Origin of the sequence: Sphingobacterium populi (assembly GCF_001586775.1) — a bacterium.
GTDB lineage: Bacteria > Bacteroidota > Bacteroidia > Sphingobacteriales > Sphingobacteriaceae > Sphingobacterium > Sphingobacterium populi.
Genome location: NZ_LQXS01000001.1, coordinates 1,028,577 through 1,049,389, shown reverse-complemented (window position 1 = coordinate 1,049,389; position 20,813 = coordinate 1,028,577). Strand labels below are relative to the sequence as shown.

At 42.4% G+C, this 20,813-nt stretch carries 9 protein-coding genes; 3 read left to right on the top strand and 6 right to left on the bottom strand.

Going from position 1 to position 20,813, the window contains the following annotated elements:
* Positions 1 to 7: 7 nt before the first annotated feature.
* Genes A0125_RS04065 through A0125_RS04055 form a run of 3 tightly spaced genes read right to left on the bottom strand, consistent with a single transcriptional unit; the run spans position 8 to position 7,530 of the window.
* Entirely contained in the window at positions 8 to 2,470 is a 2,463-nt protein-coding gene (locus tag A0125_RS04065) for a SusC/RagA family TonB-linked outer membrane protein (protein WP_197464769.1), read from the bottom strand.
* 19 nt (positions 2,471 to 2,489) lie between these two features.
* The gene (locus tag A0125_RS04060; protein WP_066752413.1) at positions 2,490 to 4,412 is read right to left on the bottom strand and encodes a RagB/SusD family nutrient uptake outer membrane protein; all 1,923 of its coding nucleotides are present in this window, start codon (positions 4,410 to 4,412) and stop codon (positions 2,490 to 2,492) included.
* A gap of 13 nt (positions 4,413 to 4,425) precedes the next feature.
* Complete coding sequence (locus tag A0125_RS04055) at positions 4,426 to 7,530, bottom strand: SusC/RagA family TonB-linked outer membrane protein (protein ID WP_197464768.1); 3,105 nt, start codon at positions 7,528 to 7,530, stop codon at positions 4,426 to 4,428.
* An 837-nt stretch (positions 7,531 to 8,367) separates the two neighbouring features.
* On the opposite strand from A0125_RS04055, the gene A0125_RS04050 reads away from it, so the two are divergent.
* Positions 8,368 to 12,438 (top strand): hybrid sensor histidine kinase/response regulator transcription factor, encoded by a 4,071-nt coding sequence (locus A0125_RS04050; RefSeq protein ID WP_197464767.1) that lies wholly within the window; start codon positions 8,368 to 8,370, stop codon positions 12,436 to 12,438.
* On the opposite strand, the gene A0125_RS15785 is transcribed toward A0125_RS04050, so the two are convergent.
* Positions 12,415 to 12,558 carry a hypothetical protein gene (locus A0125_RS15785; RefSeq protein WP_197464766.1) on the bottom strand — a complete coding sequence of 48 codons (144 nt, stop codon included), beginning with the start codon at positions 12,556 to 12,558 and terminating at the stop codon, positions 12,415 to 12,417. The genes A0125_RS04050 and A0125_RS15785 overlap by 24 nt on opposite strands.
* A gap of 17 nt (positions 12,559 to 12,575) precedes the next feature.
* Between A0125_RS15785 and A0125_RS16570 the strand changes: the two genes are divergently transcribed.
* Positions 12,576 to 12,764, top strand: coding sequence for an NAD-dependent epimerase/dehydratase family protein (locus A0125_RS16570; protein ID WP_066752406.1), 189 nt, complete (start codon positions 12,576 to 12,578; stop codon positions 12,762 to 12,764).
* A 149-nt stretch (positions 12,765 to 12,913) separates the two neighbouring features.
* Here A0125_RS16570 and A0125_RS04040 read toward each other — a convergent pair whose 3' ends face one another.
* The gene (locus A0125_RS04040; RefSeq protein WP_066752403.1) at positions 12,914 to 14,242 is read right to left on the bottom strand and encodes a metal-dependent hydrolase family protein; all 1,329 of its coding nucleotides are present in this window, start codon (positions 14,240 to 14,242) and stop codon (positions 12,914 to 12,916) included.
* A 102-nt stretch (positions 14,243 to 14,344) separates the two neighbouring features.
* On the bottom strand, positions 14,345 to 18,478 hold the full coding sequence (locus tag A0125_RS04035; RefSeq protein ID WP_066752401.1) for a hybrid sensor histidine kinase/response regulator: 4,134 nt from the start codon (positions 18,476 to 18,478) through the stop codon (positions 14,345 to 14,347).
* Between the two features lie 242 nt (positions 18,479 to 18,720).
* On the opposite strand from A0125_RS04035, the gene A0125_RS04030 reads away from it, so the two are divergent.
* Positions 18,721 to 20,613 (top strand): family 16 glycosylhydrolase, encoded by a 1,893-nt coding sequence (locus A0125_RS04030; RefSeq protein WP_066752398.1) that lies wholly within the window; start codon positions 18,721 to 18,723, stop codon positions 20,611 to 20,613.
* Positions 20,614 to 20,813: the final 200 nt, after the last annotated feature.

Here is a 20,813-nt window from a genome sequence, read left to right as displayed (position 1 = left end):
AAGAAAGTCAGGTTTTTCCATTTAAGGGTGATATTGAACCCATAATTGAATGGGTTGCAGCCCAGCCATATTTCCCCAAATCTACTTGATCGCGGTTGTCAATGATCCCATCGCCATTTACATCCCTGTATTTAATATCACCAGGTTTAATTTCGCCGCCAAAAGCCTGTCTAGCATGATTATTTATCTCTTCCTGATTTTGAAACAATCCTTCTGCTATATATCCCCACGCGGCGTCGAGTGGTCGTCCGGCACGGAATTGATAATTGTCTTCGTAGATCTCATCACGTTTCGTGGCTCGCGAGTTGAACAACATTCCTACTACGCCAAGATTATATCTTACGTTACCAATCTTGTCGTTGTAATTGACCGAAAAATCGAAACCCGTTCTTTGATCATTGTTAAAGTTAATCCACGGTAGAAAATCACCATTTCCAGAATAATAGGAAGGGAATACTGTCGCATTACCACGAGCTAACAAACCGTTTACATCTTGCCTGAAATAATTCGCATTCAGCATGATTCGATTGTCCAAAAAACCAGCATCCATGCCAAAACGCATTTCTTTACGCTCTACAAAATTTAGAAGCGGATTGCTTCCGCCTCCGGCCAATACCGTGAAGCCTCCAGCAGCTTTATCTCGCCATTCAAAATATCCGCCTAAATTGGTATTGTTACCATAGTTTCCTTGGTAGAGGTAATGGTTTCTATCGCCACCAGTGATATCGAGATCTTGTCTTAGCACGGCATAGGACGCAGTGAATCGCAATTCACTAACCGACGAAACATTGTCTTTGAAAAAATCCTCCTCGCTTAAGCGCCAGCCAATAGTTGCTGTTGGTGAAATCGCCCGCCTACTATGCTCCGGTAATTTGGTGGAATGAACGGCGGAACCCGAGAAATCGACGTAATACTTATGCCTGAAATTGTAAGCAGCTTGAAAGCCCACATTCGTATTTCGGATGGGATGGTAATCCGATCCGCCATTGGTATCGATATCGCTGGAAAATTGTGTCATGAAGCCCCAACCAAGTAATTTGGCAGATACATGATGATGCGCTTGAAATGTGCGATTATAATCAAGTTGTGCTAATATCGACATGGTTTGATGATACATTGAGGTTCCGATAAACTCGTTGGTACTGTTGCCATCGTTGCCAAACTTTTGAAGACCAGTAATCATTTCTACACCGTCTATGGTTTGCCATGTGGGCTGATATGTAGCATACGGAATGCTGTAGGCTTCGGTATAGCGCGAGGTATAATCCATGCTGTAGCGGCTGCTGAATCGCAATCCTTCTGTAATACCCTTAAGATCAGCATCTGCACCGACATTGAACATGAATGTGCGCATTCTATTTTTGATGTAGCCAGAAGCGATCAATTGAGAGAGATCGTTGGTTTGCAAAGTGGATAATCCGCCCAGCAAGTATTGCCCATTGACCAAATGTTGACTGTTTCGGACGATGGATTGGAGTTCTGGGTTTTGTGGATCTAATCGGTCAATTGGTATCAACGGGATTAATCCGTCGTGGTTGGGTCGCAAATTAGCAGTAGCGTCCCAAAAGTTGCCTCTCGCAGCGTAATTGTTATTAATGTTCGCTACGGCATCTGCCGATGCCTTCAGCCAAGGGGTTAGATTCATATCCACATTGGTTCGTACGTTGAAGGCCAGATCATTATTATTTCTCGCGTCACCCAATTTAAGGATACTGTTGTTGTACGACATACCCATATTGGTATAATACTTCGCGCGGTGATTACCTCCGGTAATCTCCGTCGTGATATCAGATCGTGTGGAGAAATCACGAAGGTATTCGCTAGATAGTAAATTGAGATCAGGATACCGATAAGGGTTTGTCCCGGCTGCGGTGTTGTAGATTGCTTCTGGACTATATCGTGGAGCTATACCATCATTTTGCAGCGCTTCGTTGTACAATGTCATGTACTCTGCTGCATTGAGGTAGCTTGGGTACCGCTTTGGGACAGCAATTCCGGTATTGGCTCGCACGTCGATGGTTAATGGTTGAACCTTTCCGCGTTGTGTATTTATTAATACCACACCTTTAGAACCGGCAGATCCATAAAGTGCTACGCTACTTGCATCTTTAAGTACCGTGATCGATTCTACTTCTACCAATCGTATATCTTCGGCTCTTCGTGGTACACCATCTACTAAAATCAGTGGTGCTTGTCCCCAAATATTTCCATTATAACCAGAGATAAAACTTCCTAAATTATCTAAGCTATTGGTTGCATAATTTTTGTTCAACAATTCAGTGACATCCAGATGGGATACTGCACCGACAAGATCTCGTTTGGCTGTACGACCAAATGCGACATGTATGCTGTCTGTAGTTGCAGGGTCAGTTTCTGGCAAATCATCCGCTAGTTCCTGTGCTTGTACATATCCAACATTCATCGAGAAGATCAGAAAAAGGCTACAAGCTATTGTGTTTATTTTAATCATTTTATCTGCTTATTTAATGCTACCAACCTGGATTTTGTGAAAACTCGGGATACATGCTGATGTCTGATACCAAAAATGGAAACCAATAATGTCGTGCAGAAAATTTGCGTTCAAACAATATCGTCTGTCTGAAATTGATTACTCGGGCATTTTTAGGATCTGCATATACCGCACTATTAGGAACCCCTGGAGCACGATTAAATTCGATTCCCATCTTGTAGGTATAAGGCCTTTCATGAAGGAGCAGCCAGCGTCTCAAATCTATAAATCGGTGACCTTCAAAGGCAAGTTCTACCGCTCTTTCTCTTCGGTACTCTTCGCGAAATGCAGCTTGAGAGGATAAGAATTTAGCATGTACATGACCTACACCTAAGCCCGGCCTATCTCTCACGAAATTGACTGCATCGACGGCTGTCTTACTGAAATTGGGTGATTTGCCGTTGGGTGAATCATATCCTTCCGAGGCGGCCTCGGCATAGAGCAGGTATACATCGGATAAACGTAAAAGGCTTAGCGAAAAAGCGTTGTTGTCGGCATATCCATCCCATTGATTCATATTTTTGGAGATAAACTTAGAAAGCATATAGCCTGTAAATACCGCTTTGGTTGGGTTAGCTGTACGATACAATCCTCCAGTAAACAGGCTGGCGTACTGTTTGTATTCGTCGTTACCAACATAGCCTCCATTCAAAACGGCTTGTTCTCCATCAAACATAATGTCATGGTAAAAGCGCGGATCTCTGTTGCGCCAAGGATACTGCGGGTCATAACCAGATTCTGAATCTGCCTGCGTAGGATTGGCAATTGGCAGTCCGTTTTCCATCCCATAAAAATCCACGTAATTGGCTGTTGGATATACTTTGATGCCGGAGTTGTTGATGTCCATCGGACGATAGTCGTTGACCTGATTCCACCTGAAGCGACCATTTATCTCGGCTGGATTCTCCATCATGATCGCCTCTGTGTAGCGATGTCCGTCTACAGTTACCGAGCCCGGTACTGCGTAATTTTGATTCCAAGTGTAGAATATACGGCTGTAATGCGAAAAGGGTATTAACTCATAAAGCCGGGTTGTTTCTGCAATTTGCAACGCTTCGCCCAAGGCCGCCGCTGCTCGTATACAATACTCCCGATTGTAGTTACGATCTCCCGTGGATTCTTGGTTCATTAATGGACTGCCGGCAAGTAATAGATTTTTGCCAAGAAATGATAATGCCATGATTTTGTTTGGTCGGCGGTCATTATTACCCATGGTTGGCCCAACGGTGGTCGCATTCCAGTCTACAGGAAGAAGTTCGGCTGCACGCTGCAGATCGGACGCTACTTTTTCGGCCGTTTCATGATAGTTGAGACGAGCAACACGCGGAGCTTGGTCGGGCGGCAATATCTCATCAATGTAAGGAAGACCACCCCAATATTGCATCAGCATAAAGTGGAACCAACCTCTGAAGAAATAGAGCTGCCCCTCAATTAGTCGTCGCTCTTCTTCAGTCGCCTCTGTCAATTTGTCCAGATTACCCAGACCGATGTTGGCTTTTCTTATAGCATACCAAGATAGTCCCCAAAGATTCCCTTTGTCGACCCTTGCGGTATTCGTCGGGTTGCCACCATTCTTGAACCACGATCCAAAAATGGCAGTGTTCCAAGCCCAATAATCACCATGATCAATATTGTACGCAAAAATCCGGGTTTCGGTAGGTTCCCACATTTCATCATCGCCAAAATTCCATGCGCTATGCGAACCAATTGATGTAATTAGAGGTACACAATTATAGAGTTCTTCCGTAAAGCCTTGAAAATTCCTGAAACTTTGGAAAGCTACTCCTTCGTCGATATCTGCCAGCGGAGATTTATCCAAATATTTTTCGCAAGAACTGGTTCCGACGATAATAAGCAAGATCGTGATGATCGCTAATCGGCTCTTTATTACGTTTGTTTTCATCTTTAGTAATTTTTTAAAAGGATAAATCAATACCTAAGTTGAATCGTCTTACAGTAGGGTAGGCACCACCTGATGAGCCTCCAGAAAAGTTCGACTCTCTGTCATCAGGCATTTTTGTCCATAAGAATAGGTTGTTGCCATTGGCAAATATTCGACAGGAGTTCAGTCCCAATCGTTCTACGGATTTTCCAGTTAAAGTATAGGCGATTTCCGCATTTTTTAAACGTAGATAAGATCCGTCGAATAAGTACCGGGTGCCGCTGCCACCTTCGGGCGATAGTGTGCCCCATCTCGGTAATGGTAAGTCGCCACCTCCATTCTCCAAAGTCCAAAAGTTTCCTTCAACGTAGGCTACGTTGGATTCAGAGTACGTATTGAATGTAGGAAAGGTGACCTCGCGTGTAACATTGTTCACACCGTAGAATTGTACAAAGAAACTAAGTCCTTTCCAATCGGTTCCTAAACTAAGATTGTAGGTATTCCTAGGGTTTCCAGCATAGGCGTAAGGGGCAACATCAAAGCGGTCGATAATGCCATCGCCATTATAATCGATGATGTTGTAATCTCCTGGCAGCTTTAGGCTGTTGTTTGAAATTCGCTCTGTACTGCCGTACACATCATCCCAAGTGGCTAAATGGCCGTTGTTAATATGCGTACGAACTTGTCCGAGTTGCCACCCCGCTTGCTGTTGATATTCGGGCAACAACAAAGGGTCATCTCTAAATAAAACTTTATTGACAGCATAGGTCATATTGGCATTAGCCCATAGTCGCAGACCGCTGGCTAGTCGCTTATTAAACTGAAGTTCGATTTCATATCCTTCACCACGAACTCTACCTAAGTTGGCGCGAGGTGCCGCTTGTCCGAAATAGGAAGGAACGGCGCGTTGGCCACCATCAATAATGATATCTGTACGAATGTCTCGGAAAAAATCGACGCTACCCGAAAACATACCTTGTAGTATGCTAAAATCAAGACCGATATTTTTCTTCTCCACATTTTCCCAAGATAAGTTAGGATTACCAAGTGTAGATATGCGATAAAAGGTGTATGGAGTATTTTGAATGTTGGTACCCATCTGTGCATTTCCGCCAAAAAGCCATTGATCCCGATAGAGCCATCTTCCAGAAACATTATCATCACCGATTCTCCCCCAAGATCCTCGGATTTTCAAGTTGTTGATAAAGTTGACGTCCTTTAAGAAGTTTTCGTTACTGATGACCCAACCAGCCGATAATGAAGGGAAAAATGCAAATCGGTATCCTTCGCCAAACATCTCGGATCCATTATACGCGCCATTGGCCTCGAAAAGATAGCGATTGTCGTACCCGTAGGTGGTCCGAAATACCCAATCCTCTCTATATCTTGGAAACATGCTACCGGTTGCAATGGTTTCTCTTAGAAACAGTCCCATAGCGCCTACATCATGTTTGCCAAACTGGCGATTATAATTGAGCTGACCAGAATAGTTGACACGGCGATAGGTGGCATCCTTGTCTACCTCCCCAGCGTTATTGATCCATCGTATCATATCCGAGTAATCCATCTGGGTATTGGTATCGATACCAAACATATAGACAATAACGCCAGTTTCGGGATTGACCCACATACGCTCCGGACCATCAGGATCTTCTACGCCACGCCTATGTTCTCTGAAGCTATGGTCATAAGAATAGTTAGCTCTAAAACTAAGTCCCGGAGTAATCATACTTAAGTCTTGGTTGACGATAAAGTCGGTCGTCAGCTGCGTGTTGGTGCCTCTTTCAATTCCAGATAGCGCTAAGTTGTAGACCGAGTTTGGTACATCATGATTTCTACCAGAGAAGAATCCCCATGTACCATTGGAGTAGATCGGTCTTAGCGCATCAGCGCCTGTGCGATATGCTGCGGTCCAAAATTGTCCGTCGTTGTTTCCAGGACTATCCCAAGGATATTTTCGGACGCCGTTTGAACCAAATAATTTGGTCGAGAATTTGGTGGTTTTGGTGAGGTTAAAATCTAAATTACTGCGGACATTGACCCGATCATAGCCGTATCCTGATCGATAGCCCCGGTTATTTTCGAATGATTTAAATAAGTCACCTTCCTTCACATAATCTACCGAAGCGAAGTAGGTCACGAAATCTGTACCGCCCGAAACGTTGGCATTCGCGCCGTATGACATGGCGTGCGATCTGAATAGTTCTTTCTCCCAATCTACATTTGGATAGCGGTCCCACTCTTCATCATTAGCAGGGTACCGATATTTTAGTAAAATATCTTCTGGACGGATATTGCCCCATCCTCCGGGATTTACGGATAATGCATTTTCTAATGTTCTATTCCGTAAAGTCAAGGCATCATAAGAGTCATATTTAGCGGGCAATTTTGAAGGTACTTTCGCTGTTGTATTTACTCGTCCTTGTATGTTTGCGCGCCCCATTTTTCCTTGCTTCGTGGTTATCAGGATAACGCCATTAGCACCTTTCACCCCAAATACAGCCGTTGCAGAAGCATCCTTCAAAACAGAAATACTTTCTACTGAGGCGATATCGATAGAGTTCATGGATCTTTCTACACCGTCTACTAATATCAGTGGAGCGCTATTGTTCCACGATGTTTGAGCGCGAATAAGAATCTGGGGATCCTCACCTCCAGGAATACCGGTAGAACTGCTAGTAGTCACACCGGGCAGATTCCCGGTCAAAGCCATTCCTAAATTTGTGACTCCACCCGTACGCTGCAGCACTTCACCGGTAGTTTGTGCGATGGAACCAACTAAACTTGCTTTTCGTTGGGTACCATAACCGATAACGACCGTTTCTTCTACGTCGATGGCGAGGTCGTTGAGTTCGATTGTAATTTGTGATTGCCCTGCAATGGCTATGGCGGATCGGTTGTACCCGATTTTGATAACCACGATGCTATCAGCGTTGGCGGGTACGCTGTTTAGTAAAAAGGAGCCATCCTCATTGGAGGAGACGGCTATTCGAGTGCCTTTTACAGAAACTGTAGCATCAGATATTGGTATGTTTTGTTTGTCGATCACCACGCCCCGAATGGTCGGTGGGGACTGCGCGTGAGCGAAAAAAAACGTGCTTAAAAGGAGTGTGAGTAGGATAAACCACCGATTATACATAAAACCTGTGTGCATTCTCCAGTGCTTGTAATAAATAAAACATGCTACCATATCATTTTCATTAGATTAAATTGGTCCTTTGCGTGTAATTGGTTGTTTGATAGGTATCATCTTCCTATCGTAAGGTAGTTTCTCATGGGGTGCGTTGGGATCTCATGAGCCATTGGTTACCTGAAATATGTCGGGTTAAAATGAAATGCGATATGTACATGATGTAGCGCTTTTCTTGATTTTAACTTCCATTTTGAGATAAAGCGTTCCTATGGTTCTTTACATTTAAACCGCTTATTTTTCATAATGCATCAAAATTTAGTCGTGATACTTACCCATTGCTGTAGACCAATGCGACCTGTTGCTTTATGCAAGCGATTGTTTTATTGTTACATATCGCTATGATGTGCCACATGCTGGCTATACAGCACGCGTCAAATACAAGTAGAAAGGTGCAATTAGTGATTTACACGATGCGTAGGTTTCCCTTAGGTTTATGGTTCTGATAAATTGATCAGTAATTCTTGCAAACAAAATTATCCGCTTGTAGGCTGTTGGAGTGGTAATATTGTCGAAAAAAGCGGTAAGAATGTATAACCTTAAAAAAAGGTGGGACAGGAGCTATCGTGATATGTTTTTGGAATGGTACTGCGGTAAAGTGATATGTATTTTAGATGTTCAAAAACAGTAATTGAGCACCTTATATGCTGGAAAAGATAATACATCGCAGCAAAAAGAGCTTACGAAATATCCTGTTAATGGGTAATATAAGTTATATTTACGAATCGTTTTTTCAGTCTAACCAAATTATAAACGAATTTTCTGATGCCTTTGATAAACATAATTATGAAAGCGGTTGCATTGTGTGTTTTTAGTATGTGTTTGATGGTAAGTTTTGCATCAGCGCAAGATAAAGCAATTGATTTTCAGCGCCTATATTCTAAAGATGGTCTATCTTCCAATACCATTCATGCATTAATACGGGATCAATTTGGTTTCCTTTGGATAGGTACTGAAGATGGTTTAAATCGATTTGATGGCACCAATTTCAAGATTTATAGGCGCAACCCGACAGAAAATGATGGACTCGGCGTTAATCATATCAGTTCTTTGCATGAAGATATTTCTGGACGCATCTGGATTGGTACAAATGGAGGTGGTTTAGCATACTATGACCGAAAAACGGATCGCATTGTTCATTATCATCCGACGACCACCACTGGCATGAGCACAGCCATCAACTCCGTGTATAGCGATAATCAAGGTAACGTATGGGTGAGTGCGTTTGGCGCATTTTATTGTATCGATGGTGATACGCAGCAGATCCGAACCGACGGAGCTTACGCAAAACTCAACCAAACATTAGAAGGAAAGATTTCATATTGTAGCTATAAAGACAAAAGCGGGAATTTGTGGATTGCGGCCGATCAACAGCTATATCAATACAATCGCAATTTAAACTTGGTAAAAGCATACGATGTGCCTAATGCGGGACAAAGCCATCGAGCCGATCGTATTATTCGGAGTATTGTTCAGGATGACTTGGGCAACCTATGGTTTGCTTCTACCGAGGGCCTTCTTCGCATAGATCACATACGTGAGAAGTTAGAATCTGTCTCACCACTATTAAAAGGGGGGCAGTTGTATAGCAATAACCTGTACGCCATTGATAAAGATAATGCTGGTAACCTGTGGATTGGTAGTGATAAAGGACTGCATGTTTTGCATATCAATACCTTCAAATTGAAGCAGTACAAACCTCAGAAGGGCGATTTGCAAAGTTTGAGTACACATTCGATACGTTCTATTTTGATAGATGATTACGGTATATCTTGGATCGGTACGTATCAAGGCGGATTGAACAAATATGATAGCAACCTGAATGAGTTTAATCTTCGCACCATTGATGGTGTACCATCCTACGCCGGCGATGGTGCTATCGTGACGGCGCTAGCCTCCATCCAGAAAAATGTATACATCGGAACGGATGGAGCAGGTGTATGGAAATACGATAAATCCAAACGTAGTCAACAACTAGTATCTTCATTGCCAAACGATTTAAACGTATTGGCCATGGAACAAGATGCCAATACCCTGTGGGTGGGCACCTATCAAGGAGGACTGTATGGCTATGATGTTGTAAAAAATGAAGTAACCAGGTTCAAAGCAGGCTCAGGTGCTACATATTTAAATAGCAATGAAATATTTGCACTGAAAAGTGATCGAAAAGGCAATCTGTGGATTGGCACCAATGGAGGAGGCGTAAATGTTTTGCATCCCGATCGGAAAACCATATCGAAGTATGATAAACTCGGGTACATTCGTGCTATCGAAGAAATGGACGACCATCAAATGTGGATTGGCACGTATGGAGCCGGTATAACCGTCATAAATCCGAATACTGGATCGTCCCGAAGTATCAATGCAGCATCACATAACTTACCCAGCAATTATGTTTCTTCGATTTATCATGATCGTAGTGGCAATACCTGGGTCGGGACAAACGGCGATGGAATTGGCGTGTTGAAGAAAGGTGAGCAGCGATTCCGAGTATTATCCGTTAACGATGGTCTTATTAATGGTGTCGTACAGAAAATCATGGAAGACAGTAGCGGTAAAATATGGATTAGTACCAGTCAGGGCCTAAGCTGCTATGATGTACAAGCAAATTTGTTCAAAAATTATTCGCACTCTTCCGGTTTACAGGCTGGAGCATTTAGTTTAGGTGCAGGCATTAAATTAGCCGATGGTGAACTATTTTTTGGTGGGCAGCGTGGCTTCAACCATTTTTACCCACAAAATCTCAAGATAAATCAAAACCCGGCTAAGATCGTACTGACTAATTTGCGCGTAAATAATACACCCGTGAATCCCGGACAAGATCAGCCTATAAGTACCTCTCTGCTGCTGGCAGAAAGGATAAAATTAAGATACGATCAAAACTTTGCCATATCTTTTGAAGCGCTCAACTTTACCGTACCCGAGGCCAATCAATACCAATATCTTTTAGAAGGATTCGACAAAGATTGGATAACGGTAGGTAAAGAGCACGTGGCGAATTATACCAATATTCCTCCCGGAAATTATCGTTTTAAAGTGCGAGCAAGTAATAACGATGGGGTTTGGGGCAACAATGAGCGATCTATCGAAGTAGTCATCTCGCCGCCCTGGTGGAAAACTATTCCAGCATACATATTGTACGCTGTGATGGCCCTAGGAACTTTATTATTAATCAGGGCGAGAGGTATACAACGTTTAAAAGCACAATTCGCTTTAGAACAAGAACGCGTCTCTGCCAAACAATTAATAGAACAAGAGCGAAAAGAGACAGAGCAATTGAGAAATCTTGATAGAATGAAGATCCAATTTTTGACCAATCTAAGTCATGAATTCAAAACACCAATTTCGTTAATCAAAGGACCTGTAGACAATCTGCTGCGCGAAATGCACAGCGAAAAAGCCGCAGAACAGCTCAAATTTGTACAACGCAACAGCGAGCGTTTACTAAGTTTAGTAAACCAGCTGCTAGATTTTAGAAAACTCGAAGAGAATGAGATAACCTTGCGTAATACAGATGGTGAACTCATGTCTTTCGTTCGACAATGCGTAACATCCTTTAGTGATCTTGCGATACAAAAAGACATAAATTTAAAAGTAACCTCCTGTACAAATGAACTTTTTGTTCGCTTCGACCAAGATAAGATCGAGCGCATACTATTTAACTTACTTTCTAATGCATTTAAGTTTACCCCGCGAGGAGGCAACATCGAAGTTTCCGTAGCGGCAGAGGTTATCGACAAGGCACAAGGCATCTTGCAGATTAATTTCGCTGTGCAGGATTCGGGTGTTGGTATTCCAGACCAATTCAAAGAAAAGGTCTTCGACAGCTTCTTTCAACTAAAGGCGGAAGAGCACATCCTCAATCAAGGATCTGGTATTGGACTTTCGATCGTCAAATCTTTCGTCGAACTTTATGGTGGTACGATCGCGGTGTCAAGCCAAGTTGGAAAAGGCAGCGTGTTTCAGTTTGATCTCAAACTCAAAAGATCAGCCGCAGTGCAGTCTCAAGATCAGGATGATACACCTACTGTGCTAGCGGCTAAAGATGAAGCGCCGACGGATCTGTCAGGATTCCCGAAAGTCTTAATCGTAGAAGATGACGCTGATTTTCGTCTTTATTTGAAAGGACATTTGCAGGAGCAGTATCAAATCGTCGAAGCGGAAAACGGAATGGATGGATGGCAAAAGGCACTTTTTCACCATCCAGATATTATCATTAGCGATGTCCAAATGCCTATTATGAATGGAGTGGAGCTAGTGCACAAGCTTCATCTAGACAAAAGAACGAAACAAATCCCTGTCATCTTACTAACAGCAGCTAACTTACCTAATGGTGCAGTATATGGTCTGGAATCGGGCGCAGTAGATTACCTCAATAAGCCCTTTGATATGAATCATTTTAAAGCAAAAGTGCATCGACTGTTGTCACTTAGCCAAGCATTTAAAGACAAATACTCGAAGCATATCGATATCGTATCACCCGAAGTGGAAATAGTATCCGAAAATGAAAAATTTTTAAAGAAAGCACACGCTTATGTCGAAGACAATATCGCAAATCCTCAGTTATCAGTCGAATCGTTAAGCGCTCATCTATCGATCAGCAGAGCGTCGTTATATAACAAATTGTTGGATTATACCGGAATGACTCCTGTAGAATATATTCGATCTATAAAGTTAGAAAAAGCAACACACCTGTTGTGTAAGAGTGATAAATCCATCGCCGAAGTGGCCTACGAATTAGGCTTTTCTGATCCGAATTATTTTACAAAAGTCTTTAAGGTCAAATTTAAACATACACCATCGGCTTATATACAAGCACGTCAGTCGGCCAAGTTAGCTGGACGAAAACAGGATTAACTGCTGGATGGTCGGAAATGTAAATCTTGGATGATCTACTTCTTTTATTAAATCTTTTTCTTTGACACTAAAAGAAAGAAGATCGCCATTTAAGTAGCGTATTTTCTTTATTGGATTCATGTAAAAATTAGTTAATTATGAAGATTTTGGTATTAGGAGGAACTGGTCTGTTAGGGAGCAGAGTGTGTGAAAAGTTGAAACAAGCGGGTAGCGGAGTCATTATTGGTGCACCCTCGCGCGGTATAGATATTTTAACGGGTGAAGGATTAGACGTTGTAAACATAGTGGAATATACTATCTATTGGCATCGTGTTGTGCAACAGTAATCACAGTAGATAGCAATCAACAGGTATTTCATTAATGGTAAACAGAAAGTGATCAGTAAAGGGATCTACTGTGGTAGCACAAAGCCTAGCTACGCCCAATAGCAGGTGGTCTTCATAATCAGTTCAGAGTGCAGAAAAAGCTAGAATGACTAATCTTTTTGTAACGTATTTTTGTAAATTTTACCGTCTTTGATGATCAGTAGAAAGTTCTTTTTCGGATTTGAAAGTAGCTCCAGGTTTTTCAGCGGGTCGCCATCCACCAGCAACAAATCTGCTAATGCCTGCTCTTCAATAACTCCTAATTTGCCCGGATACGGACTGCGTAATCCTGATAATTGCAATAATTCGGCGTTATCTTGCGTGATCATTTTTAAGATTTCAGCATTTGTAAACCATTTTTGAAGCCTTAATATATAGCTGTTTTGATCGTCGTTCAATTCAGGTTCGAAAAGAAAATCTGTACCCCAAGCTAGTTTAACGCCTAATTTTTTGGCCATAGGCCATACTCTTTCTTGCCCTTCCAATACGGGCTTACGTTTCGCTTTGCGCTGTGCGTCCATATTATCGTTATTGTCCATTAGGTTTTGAAGGCTCAGCCACACGTTGTTATCAGCTAGCATCTTTAAGGTTTCTTCGTCCAACATTTGTCCATGTTCAATCGATTTAACACCTGCTTCTATCGCGCGTTGTACTGCTCTCGGGGTATAGGCATGTACCATTACGTAAGTTCCCCAATCTTCTGCTGCTTCCACCGCGGCCTTCATCTCATCAAATGTGTACTGTGTCACATCAATTGGATCGTAGGCCGAAGATGTGCCACCGCCTGCCATTAATTTGATTTGGCTAGCACCAAAACGTAGGTTTTCTCTAACCGCAGTTAGTACTTCTGCGCGGCCATCAGCAATAAAGGTGGCTCCATAACGTTCGGCTCTGGAAACGACACCGAAAAACCGACGGGATCGCTCATCTGGGGTTCTAAAATCACCATGTCCTGCAGTTTGACTAATCGTAGCACCAGATGGCCAAACACGCGGACCTACCAATTGTCCTTTATCAATGGCAGCCTTCAAAGGGAAAATAGGGCCGCCAGCATCCCGCACACTCGTAAAGCCACGTAACAACATATCTTCGGCAGATTTGCCGACTTTTTCTAGTAAAAACTCCTCCGACAGATCGCTGGTTACCATTTGCGGAAGCGTGAGCGCTCCAAAAACCAAATGCACATGCACATCGATAAGTCCAGGCATCAAGGTTTTCCCCTTACCATCGATCTTCAACACGTCGCTGTGCTGTACCGAAATAGGAGAGGAGCTAATCTTGACGATGGTATTGTCCGATATCAATACATGCATCGGCGAGGTAAGATTTGCTGCCTGATGATCAATTAATCGGACATTCTGCAATAGCACCTGTTTGGTTTGTGCTGTAGCTACATATAGATTGGCCAAAAGTAATGCCGACGCAATAAGATATTTCATAAAAAGGTGGTTAAGCTTACATGCATAATGGGAGTAATTAGATATTCCACTCACTCCCTTAGTTTTGAACTACAAGTTATATCTTTTTAGTCAAAAACGCTATTAAATAATTACCCGATGATTCTTGCGTAGTGCATCGTATTTCTTTTTGAACTCAGAGGGTTTCATCCCAAATACTTTGGAAAACTGGGTGCGGAAATATTTTATGTCGTTAAAACCTGCGGCAAAGGCTGCTTCGCTCACATTAGAATCGGTTTCGATGAGTATCTGAGCAACCTTGCGAAGTCGTACAAAGCGTATAAATTCGTTGGCTGATTTGCCTGAAATGGCTTTTATTCGTTTATAAAAATTAGAATGGCTCATGCCAATCTGGTCGGCAAGCTCTTTTACACTAAACGATTCTTGATCGAGATTTTGTTCTACAATAGCGATTGATTTCTCTAAGAATAGGCGATGTTCTTTGGAGATCTTATGATTATTTGGTTGTAGGGTGATCTCATCGTAGAAATGGCGCTGCATATGGCTGCGACTCTGAATTAAGTTGTTGACACGTGCAATCAGCAGTTCTCGGTCAAATGGTTTGGTGACATAATCGTCTGCCTTGCCTTCCAAGCCTTTCAGTTTAATATCTTGTGAGTTACTCGCCGTGAGCAGGATGATCGGAATATGGCTCAGCGCCGGAATATTTTTGATGTGCTGGCAGAGGTCAATACCCGATAACTCGCCCATCACCACATCACTAATAATGATATCTGGCGGAGTTTGCTCAATCATGGTGATTCCGGTTTCCGCGCAATCTGCTTCTTGAATCTCGAAGTCATGCTGAAAGATTTTGCGGAGGTATTTTCTGATTTCTATATTGTCGTCTACTACCACCATCGTCTTTTTATCGCTTACCAGGTTTTGGTAATCGGGTGTTTCTTTTGTAGCTAAGACGGGATCTGTAGTGGGCGTTGCGACTTCTAGTTGAGCGGCCGGCGCATCGACAGATTGTGAGATGGATGGTGCTTCCATAAATTCGTCTATACTGGCACTGTGCTCTACCACATCTTCGAAAATGGTGAATTCAGCAAGATGTGTCTTGCCGTTTTGTAATAAAATTTCAAATTCTGTTCCTGCCGGAACATGTGGCCGATGGACAATACTTCCTTTGTGTGCAGATATAAAACTTTTTACTAAATATAGGCCAATCCCAAATCCACCCTTATTGGTATTATTTCCAATATAGTCTCGTTCAAAAACGTTGAATACTTGATCTTTATTTTGTGCTGCAATACCACAGCCTGTATCGATAATCTGAATTGAAAAATCGGCAGACCGCCATTGCAGTACCACACGAATACTACCACCATTTGGCGTGTATTTGAAGGCATTACTGATAAGGTTGAACAGACTGATTTCTATCTTTTCGCGGTCTAGCAGCAGCAGATGATGCTCAATATTACTCTCAAATTCATACTGGATGTGTTGTAAAGTTGCTTGTTGCTGAAAACAGGTAAACACTTCCTGCGTAAGGCTCACAATATCAGCTTTTACTAGGCGTAGCTGATCCATTCCGCTCTCCGTTTTGCGAAACAAAAGTAGCTTATCTACCAAGTTCAGCAAACGTTTGGAATTGCGGTACACGCGGTGTATATCCTCGCGATCAATCTGATGCGCCAGCTCCGTACTCATTTCTTTGAGTGGATTTACGATGAGTGTTAGTGGATTTCTAAATTCATGGGCAATGTGCGTAAAAAATGCAATTTGCTTTTCGTGAAGCTCCTTTTTCTTCTCTGCATTCACTTTCGCAAGATCAATTTCATATTTTAATCGTGTTTGCTTTCGGTCATATCTGATGTAAGCAAATATTGCTGTCATGATCAGCGCGATGTAAGCAAAGTAAGCCCAAAAGCTACGCCACCAAGGTGGCAATATCTCGATTTCAACTACTTTTTCGACGCCTGCCCAAACACCATCTGCATTCGTGGATTTAATCCTTAGCGTATATTTTCCTTCTTTCAGATTAGTGTAGTTGGCGGTTCTTACATTATCGACGTAGTTCCAGTCCTTATCCCATCCATCCAAAAAATAAGCATACTTTATTTTAGTCGGGAAAGAGAATTCGAGCGCCGAGAAATGTACATTGAGCACGGCATCGTGAAATGGAATTATGAGCTTGTCAATGTGATTTGTAGAACTATAAAATTTACTCTCGCTAAATAAATCGGTCGGTTTATTGTTTATGCTCAGTGCAGTGAGCACCATCTTCGAATCTCGTTGCAAAGATTTGAGTTGACCTGGGTGAAACAAGTTAAAACCGTGTATGCCACCAAAAGCTACGCTTCCGTCTGTCAGTTTGATAGCAGCATTGTAATTAAATTGATTGCTTTGCAATCCATCCGAATCATAGTAATTGGTAAATGCTTCTTTAGTCGAGTCGAAGTTCGCCAATCCATTGTAGGTAGACAACCAGAATGTGCCTGCATGATCTTGCAAGATATTGAGAACCGTGTTGCTCGGTAGGCCATCTTTTTCTGAATAGCGTTTAATCTTACATGTAGCTTTTTCATAGCGGAGCAAACCACCACCTTCTGTTGCCAGCCAGATATATCCGTCATTGTTTGTGTAAATATCCCGTACCGGAAATTCCGTGTTGATTATTTTATGTTCGCCCGTTACGAAGTTGCGCATCGTTAAGGTAGACCAGCTACCAAACCACATCACATCTGGCGATTCCTCATACATGCTCAACACATCAATAATGTCTTTTGCTTTTTCGTCAAATTGATCCGTACTCCGATTATAACAAAATAGGCCGCCACCATTTAATGTACTCACCCAAATGCGCTTTTTACTATCTGCATATATTTTCCACGTGGAAGTAAATAAGCGATTATTATCTTTAGCACGACAGCTGTACTGTTTGAAAAGACCCGTTTTGGGATCTAAACGGTTGATGCCACCACCATAAGTTGTAGCCCATACAAATCCATCCTCATCCTGCAAAACTCCTGTAATAAAGTTGTTATTTAGCTTTCCAGCGCTCCTTTTATCATCAGCAGCATAATGTGTAAAGTCGTTGGAATTGCGATTCCAATGCATCATGCCGCCACCATCGGTGCCAATCCACAAGTCATTCTTTTGGCCATTGGCAAAAGAAAGGATGAAATTTTTTGGATTTTGCCGATCATTTGCAGATCCAGGTTGTATTAAGTGGAATCGCGCTAAGCGATTGTCTACTACATTGATACCGCTTCGCAGCGTACCAATCCAATTACGTTGCATGTGATCGATATACATACTGTATACCGTCATACTTTTCATCCAGCCCGTACTTGCTTGATATTGTTCGAATCGGTTGGTTCTCTTGTCGAAGGTTAGGATACCATTTCCTTCAGATCCAATATATACTTTTTCGTATTTGGCGTAGAGCGAGGTGATTTCAAACGGTGCAAGGGCAGGATTAATAGGGTAGGTGGTGTAGGAATTTTGATACAAATCAAATTCGTACAAGTTATGCAGGTTATCATTAGAAGCTACCCAAATAGATTGCCCGTTTTCATCAACTTTTAGGGCAATGCTGCTTTTGATATGGTCGTCGATTACTTCTAACACATTGCTTTGCAAATTAAGGCGACAAAGTCCGTAATTATGAATAAATACCCATATTTCATTTTTTGCCGTTGCTACTACGCCTTGCGCATTGTAATCTAAGATTCTACTTCCGTCACGATATTGTAGCGGTACTTTAGTAGCGACAGGCTGCTCACCATTGGAGTCAACTTGTAATAAACCGTAGAGCGATGTCGCTGCAAATATTCCCTGTGTGGTGGAGTACGCTAGTTGGTTAACACTGGCAGATATGTTGGCTTGATCTTGCCGGAAAGGCGCATAATCTTTCCATTGAACGCGTTGAAAATCTTCATAATTTGATCCCAACCTAGCAAACCCCGATTTGCTGGCTACCCAAATCCGACCTTTATCATCTTGAGAAATATCAGTAATGCGGTTATCGGGCAATGATCGACGCTCGCCTGGCTGATTTTTAAACACCATAAACTGATAGCCGTCAAATCGGTTCAAGCCATCGAATGTGCCAAACCACATAAAGCCATCTCGATCTTCGAATATCGAGGTGACATTATTGTTCGAAAGTCCTTTTTCTATGCCGATATAGCGAATGGGGGGATTGTTCTCAGATTTTGCGGTTGATATACCTGCCGCGAACAAAAGCAGTATTAGTAAGATCTTCATTAGGTGGCTAGTCTTTCGCATCAGTCATTTCACAACAATGCCGTTGAATAAATATAACTTTAATAAAAGCTTAAAGCAAATTTAACACAAATAAAACACTTTCGCACATAATACAGAATTACGATTATCGCGCACAATTAGTTATAAATGGTATTATACACCCGTGTTTTGGTGAATATGACCCACCTCCGAAGTTTGTGAGCGCATAAATTTGCTTCTTACAAAACCATAATATAAAATCTATGAAAAGAAGCTTCCTACTAACCTGCTTTATTTTCCATTGTGTGTCCATCAGTTTTGCTCAAGATCAAAATTACCAATTGGTCTGGTCGGACGAATTTGACGGATCAGGTTCGGTCAATTCGCAGCATTGGAATTTTGAAAAAGGATTTCAACGCAATAACGAAGATCAATGGTATCAAGAAGAAAACGCCAGTATAAAAGATGGTGTATTGGTGATAGAAGCTAGGAAGGAGGTCAAACCTAACCCTACGTACGAAGCGAATAGCGAGCACTGGGCAAAATCACGTCAAAATATTCAGTATACGTCTTCTTCGATCAATACATCAGGCAAACACGCATGGAAATATGGCCGTTTTGAAATGCGTGCTAAAATCCCTGTTGGGCAGGGCATCTGGCCGGCATTTTGGACTTTAGGAGTCGATCGAGAATGGCCTTCTAATGGCGAGATCGATATCATGGAATATTACCAAGGCAACTTGTTAGCGAACATCGCTGTCGGCACGAATCGCCGTTGGCAAGCAGAATGGCACAATGGTAAAAAATCTGTAGCTGAGTTAGGAGGCGAGCAATGGGCGCAGGAGTTTCATGTGTGGCGGATGGATTGGGATGAGCAGGAGATCGCACTATATGTCGATGATATACTGCTAAACAAAGTGCCGCAAAGCAAATTGGCCAACAAAGATGGTTCGGGATTTTATCCTTTCAAACAACCGCATTATATGCTGTTGAATCTCGCGTTGGGCGGTGATAATGGCGGTGAAATCGACGAATCGCTCTTGCCTGCACGATATGAAATTGATTATGTGCGTGTATATCAGAAGGCTAGTCAGCGGCCTAAGCAAGTCGATACGCGCACAGCGTTCCATCCTGGCGAATTGTGGTTAGATCAAAACGGTGAACACATCAATGCGCATGGCGGTGGAGTACTGTACCACGATGGAATCTATTATTGGTACGGTGAGAAGCGAGGAGGAAAGGAATCACAAGGAGTTACGGTTTATTCTTCGCAGGATTTATATAGTTGGAAAGCAGAAGGTTTAGCATTAAAGACCTCAACAGATACGAGTAGCCCGATCACACAAGGAAGTATTATAGAGCGGCCAAAAGTGATTTATAACCAAAAAACGAAGAAATTTGTAATGTACTTTCATTTAGAACTCAAAGGAAAAGGTTATGAGGCGGCCTACGTTGGCCTAGCAACCAGCGATCATGCTGTAGGACCGTTTGTATTCCATAAAGCAGGGCGCGTTAATCCAAAGAAATGGCCACTAAATATGACTAAAGAGCAGCGTCAATCGCGTGTCACGGTTGACGATCATCCCGAGTGGTGGACCCCAAGCTGGATGACAGCGATCCGTGATGGGCTTTTTGTACGTCGCGATTTTGCAGGTGGACAGATGGCTCGGGATATGACATTATTTGTTGATGACGATCAGACTGCATATCATGTTTATTCTTCTGAAGATAATTTGACTATCCATATTGCCGAACTGACCAAAGATTATCTAGGCTATACCGGCAAGTACGTACGTGTAGATCCTGGTGGCCACAATGAAGCACCTGCCTTATTAAAAAAGGATGGAAAATACTACATGGTTACCTCAGGTTGTACCGGTTGGGCGCCTAACGCCGCTCGATTACTAACCGCAGATAAAATGCTGGGAGATTGGACGCGCCACGGTAATCCCGCTATCGGCTCAGGTGCAGATCGCACCTTCGAGTCTCAAAGTACACATATCCTTGCAGTACCTGGGAAAAAAGATAAATTTATCTTTATGGCAGATCGCTGGAATCCCAATAACCTGAAAGATAGTCGATACATTTGGTTGCCAATTGAGTTCGATGATGCCGGCTCACTGTTCTTCAAATGGCAAGATCGGTGGCAGTATTAAAAAATATTTTTTGTCATAAAATATCGATTTAAATCATTTAAAAAGGCTTTTAAAACGAATTCACCCCTTCTCAAAGATGAAAATGCCCACGTTGTGGGCATTTTTTTTATGGAAATTTGTCCCTTAACTAATCGATCCAAGCCAGTATACACAGACCGTGTATACCACATGAACCTAACACCATCGGCAACTAATCGGTA

Excerpts from the sequence above, each read along its gene's own strand:
- A0125_RS04065 (WP_197464769.1), bottom strand. The coding sequence starts at position 2,470 with ATGATTAAAATAAACACAATAGCTTGTAGCCTTTTTCTGATCTTCTCG.
- A0125_RS04060 (WP_066752413.1), bottom strand. The coding sequence starts at position 4,412 with ATGAAAACAAACGTAATAAAGAGCCGATTAGCGATCATCACGATCTTG.
- A0125_RS04055 (WP_197464768.1), bottom strand. The coding sequence starts at position 7,530 with ATGTATAATCGGTGGTTTATCCTACTCACACTCCTTTTAAGCACGTTT.
- A0125_RS04050 (WP_197464767.1), top strand. The coding sequence starts at position 8,368 with ATGAAAGCGGTTGCATTGTGTGTTTTTAGTATGTGTTTGATGGTAAGT.
- A0125_RS15785 (WP_197464766.1), bottom strand. The coding sequence starts at position 12,558 with ATGAATCCAATAAAGAAAATACGCTACTTAAATGGCGATCTTCTTTCT.
- A0125_RS16570 (WP_066752406.1), top strand. The coding sequence starts at position 12,576 with ATGAAGATTTTGGTATTAGGAGGAACTGGTCTGTTAGGGAGCAGAGTG.
- A0125_RS04040 (WP_066752403.1), bottom strand. The coding sequence starts at position 14,242 with ATGAAATATCTTATTGCGTCGGCATTACTTTTGGCCAATCTATATGTA.
- A0125_RS04035 (WP_066752401.1), bottom strand. The coding sequence starts at position 18,478 with ATGAAGATCTTACTAATACTGCTTTTGTTCGCGGCAGGTATATCAACC.
- A0125_RS04030 (WP_066752398.1), top strand. The coding sequence starts at position 18,721 with ATGAAAAGAAGCTTCCTACTAACCTGCTTTATTTTCCATTGTGTGTCC.